Annotated in this window: 6 protein-coding genes; 3 read left to right on the top strand and 3 right to left on the bottom strand. The window is 75.5% G+C overall.

What is annotated here, in order from left to right; all coding sequences use genetic code 11:
* Positions 1 to 21 precede the first annotated feature (21 nt).
* The 3 genes from E1266_RS36440 to E1266_RS36430 are packed head-to-tail and all read left to right on the top strand — an operon-like array spanning position 22 to position 2,002.
* Positions 22 to 402 carry a TraR/DksA family transcriptional regulator gene (locus E1266_RS36440; protein WP_132055031.1) on the top strand — a complete coding sequence of 127 codons (381 nt, stop codon included), beginning with the start codon at positions 22 to 24 and terminating at the stop codon, positions 400 to 402.
* A complete protein-coding gene (gene lspA / locus E1266_RS36435) occupies positions 375 to 1,070 on the top strand; it encodes a signal peptidase II (RefSeq protein WP_132055027.1) in 696 nt (231 codons plus the stop codon). The genes E1266_RS36440 and lspA overlap by 28 nt, the downstream gene beginning before the upstream one ends.
* Complete coding sequence (locus E1266_RS36430) at positions 1,070 to 2,002, top strand: RluA family pseudouridine synthase (protein ID WP_132055025.1); 933 nt, start codon at positions 1,070 to 1,072, stop codon at positions 2,000 to 2,002. The genes lspA and E1266_RS36430 overlap by 1 nt, the downstream gene beginning before the upstream one ends.
* A 13-nt stretch (positions 2,003 to 2,015) precedes the next feature.
* Here the strand turns inward: E1266_RS36430 and E1266_RS36425 are convergent, their stop codons facing one another.
* Genes E1266_RS36425 through E1266_RS36415 form a run of 3 tightly spaced genes read right to left on the bottom strand, consistent with a single transcriptional unit; the run spans position 2,016 to position 3,375 of the window.
* Positions 2,016 to 2,327: an AzlD domain-containing protein gene (locus E1266_RS36425; RefSeq protein ID WP_132055023.1), complete on the bottom strand. Its 312-nt coding sequence runs from the start codon at positions 2,325 to 2,327 to the stop codon at positions 2,016 to 2,018.
* Entirely contained in the window at positions 2,324 to 3,031 is a 708-nt protein-coding gene (locus tag E1266_RS36420; protein WP_132055021.1) for an AzlC family ABC transporter permease, read from the bottom strand. The genes E1266_RS36425 and E1266_RS36420 overlap by 4 nt, the downstream gene beginning before the upstream one ends.
* 56 nt (positions 3,032 to 3,087) lie before the next feature.
* Complete coding sequence (locus E1266_RS36415; RefSeq protein WP_347876776.1) at positions 3,088 to 3,375, bottom strand: chorismate mutase; 288 nt, start codon at positions 3,373 to 3,375, stop codon at positions 3,088 to 3,090.
* Positions 3,376 to 3,407: the final 32 nt, after the last annotated feature.

The raw sequence follows: 3,407 nt of genomic DNA, 5'->3' as shown, positions 1-3,407 counted from the left end.
GGGCAGGCCTCGGCGGCGGGACTGCCGGTCCGCGAGGGGGAGCACCAGTGGACGGCCGCGGAGCTCGCCGAGGTCCGGGCCGGGCTGCGGGAGCAGATCGAGACGCTGCGCGCGGAGATCGCCGCGTCCGCGAGCCAGATCGCCGAGGGCGACTCCAGCGACGGCGCCGGCGACGACCAGGCCGACGCGGGCGCCAAGACCTACGCGCGCGAACACGAGCTCGCACTGGCCTACAATTCACAGGACCTGCTCGCCCAGATCGAGCGGGCCGTCCAGCGGATGGACGCCGGCACGTACGGAATCTGCGAGTCCTGCACCAGGCCGATCGGCAAGGCGCGGCTCCAGGTCTTCCCGCGTGCCACCCTGTGTGTGACATGCAAACAACGCGAGGAACGTCGCTGATCGACCAAACGAACCCAGAGGGCGAGGCCGGGGAGTCCACGGGATCTCCTCGGCCGCGCCGCGTCGGCGTACTGGTCGCCGTGGCGCTCGCCGCGCTGGCCGCCGACATCATCACCAAGATCGTCGTCGTGGCGACGCTGCAGGACCGCGACCCGATCCGGCTGCTCGGCGGGCTGCTGACGCTGACCGAGACCCGCAACAGCGGCGCCGCGTTCTCCATCGGCACCGGCTACACGGTCGTCTTCACCCTGATCGCCATCGGCGTGGTGGTGGCGATCCTGCGCACCGCCCGCAACCTGCGGAGCCTGCCCTGGGCGGTCTGCCTGGGGCTGCTGCTCGGCGGCGCGGTCGGCAACCTCGTCGACCGGCTGCTGCGGGCGCCCGCGCCGCTGAAGGGCCACGTCGTCGACTGGATCCAGGTGCCGAACTTCCCGGTGTTCAACCTGGCCGACTCGGCGATCGTCTGCGGCGGCTTCCTGGCCGTCCTGCTCGCGGCGCGCGGGCTGCAGATCGACGGCACCCGCCTCCCCGGCAAGGACGAGCAAGGGGACGGCGACGGCGCGGACGGCACGAGCGACGCGGACGGCACGGGCGGCACGGGCGGCACGGGCGGCGGCGCGACGGGCGAGAACCCCGGGGACGTGCCGGCGCCGGAGGAGAAGTCCTGATGGGGGAGGTGCGCAGCCTCCACGTCCCGGACGGGCTGGAGGGGGAGCGGGTCGACGCCGCCCTGGCGCGGCTGTTCGGCGTGTCGCGGGGCAGCGCCGCCGACATCATCGCCGCCGGGGACGTCTTCCTGGACGGCGCCGCCGTGGCGACCAAGTCCGAGCGGCTGCACGCCGGCGCCTGGCTGGAGGTCACGCTCCCGTCGCCGCCCGCACCGCCCGCGCCGGTCGCCGAGCCGGTCCCGGGCATGTCCGTCCTGTACGAGGACGACGACATCGTCGTGGTGAACAAGCCGATCGGCGTCGCCGCGCATCCGACCACCGGCTGGACGGGCCCGACGGTCCTCGGCGGGCTGCTCGGGGCGGGGCACACGATCGCGACCAGCGGCGCGGCCGAGCGGCAGGGCATCGTGCACCGGCTGGACGCCAACACCACCGGCGCGATGGCCGTGGCCAAGAGCGAGATCGCCTACTCCCGGCTGAAGCGCGCGTTCAAGGAGCGCCGCGTCGACAAGCGCTACCGGGCGCTCGTCCAGGGCCATCCCGACCCGTTCCGCGGGACGGTCGACGCGCCCATCGACCGGCACCCGTCCGGTGACGGCCGGTTCGCGGTCGTGGCGGGCGGCAAGCCGTCGGTCACGCACTACGACACCGTCGAGGCGTTCCGGGCGGCCACGCTCCTCGACATCGACCTGGAGACGGGCCGCACGCACCAGATCCGCGTGCACATGGCCGCGATCCGGCATCCGTGCGTGGCGGACCTGGCGTACGGCGCCGATCCGACCCTCGCGGCCCGGCTCGGCCTGAAGCGGCAGTGGCTGCACGCGGTCAAGCTGGGCTTCGAGCACCCGACCAAGGGCGAATGGGTGGAGTTCGAGAGCCCCTACCCGGACGACCTGGCCCGCGCGCTGGAGATCGTCCAGTCGGAGTCCTGAGCGCGCGGGCGGGTCACACGCCGAGCAGGCGCAGCCCGGCCGCGACCCCGGCCGCCACGACCAGCACCACCAGGAACGGGGCGCGCAGCAGCAGCGCCCCCACGGCCGCGGCCAGGCCCGCCATCCGGGCGGCGTCGAAGTCCAGGGACCGGCCGTCGGCCAGCGCCTGCACGGCGATCAGCGCGGTGAGCAGCGCCACCGGGACGAGTTCGGTGAACCGGCGGACCCGCGGGTCCGCCAGGACCGACTGAGGGGTGACGAGCCCGCCGAGCTTGAGCGCGTAGCAGCCCAGCCCGGTGGCGATCACCGCGATCCACACGCTCACGCCTTCTCCCCCTTCCTGATCAGGGCCGGCACCGCGGCGACGGCGGCCAGCATGACCGGCACGCCCGGCGGCAGCAGCGGGGTCGCCGCGAGCGCGATCACCGCGGCTGCCAGCGCCACCCGCACCTCCCGCCGACCCGCGGCCAGCCGGGGCCACAGCAGCGCGAGGAACACCGCTGGGCCGAGCACGTCCAGTCCGATGGCCTCCGGGTCGCCGAGCCGTGCGGCTCCGGCCGCGCCGAGCAGCGTCGTGGCGTTCCAGGTCAGGTAGAGGCTGATCGCCGTGGTGTAGAACCCCGCCCGCGCCGCCGCCGGCCCGCGCTGCGCGGTCGCGACGGCGGTGGTCTCGTCGATGACGACCTGCGCGGTGGCGAGCCGGCGCCAGCCCCGCACGTCCAGCGTGCGGGCGAGGCGCATCCCGTACAGGGCGTTGCGCCCGCCGAGCAGGACCGCGCCGAGCGTCCCGGAGACGAGCCCGCCGCCCCCGCCGATCACCCCGGCCAGCGCGAACTGCGACGCGCCGGTGAACGCGAGCAGGCTCAGCACGCACGCCTGGGCGACGGTGAGGCCGGCCGTGATCGCCGCGGCGCCGAACGCGAGCCCGGACACGCCGACGGCGAGCCCCACGCCCAGCCCGTCCCGCACCGCGGCCCTGCGGGCGGATTCGTCCGCCCCGGCCACCTCCTCGGTCCCGGTAGCACTCATGGCGCCGACGCTACGGTCCCGGTCCGGCCGCGTTCTTGAACGTTCTTGCGCCGCCGTCATGACGGTCTCCGGTGCTCGGCGGCGTCGAGCCCGGCCTCGATGACCGCGTTCATCACGCGGGCGAGGCGTTCGGGCCCGAGGGACGGGGCGTGCACGGCCATCGCCTCGACGATCCGCCGCTCCCGGCCGGGGTCGCGGCCGGCGAAGCCGCCGACGGGCTTGAGCCGCTGGACGGCGGCGGCGAGCGCGGCGCGGTGCTCCAGCAGCGCGGCGAGGGCGGCGTCGAGGTCGTCGATGGCGGCCCTGGCCTCGGCGAGCGTGGTGACGGCCCCGGCGGGCGGCAGCGGGACGCGCAGCTCGCCGGGCGGCGCGGGGG

This window comes from Actinomadura sp. 7K534 (assembly GCF_004348575.1).
GTDB lineage: Bacteria > Actinomycetota > Actinomycetes > Streptosporangiales > Streptosporangiaceae > Spirillospora > Spirillospora livida.
The sequence above is the reverse complement of the archived record's forward strand: the minus strand, read 5'-3'. Positions and strand labels throughout refer to the sequence as shown.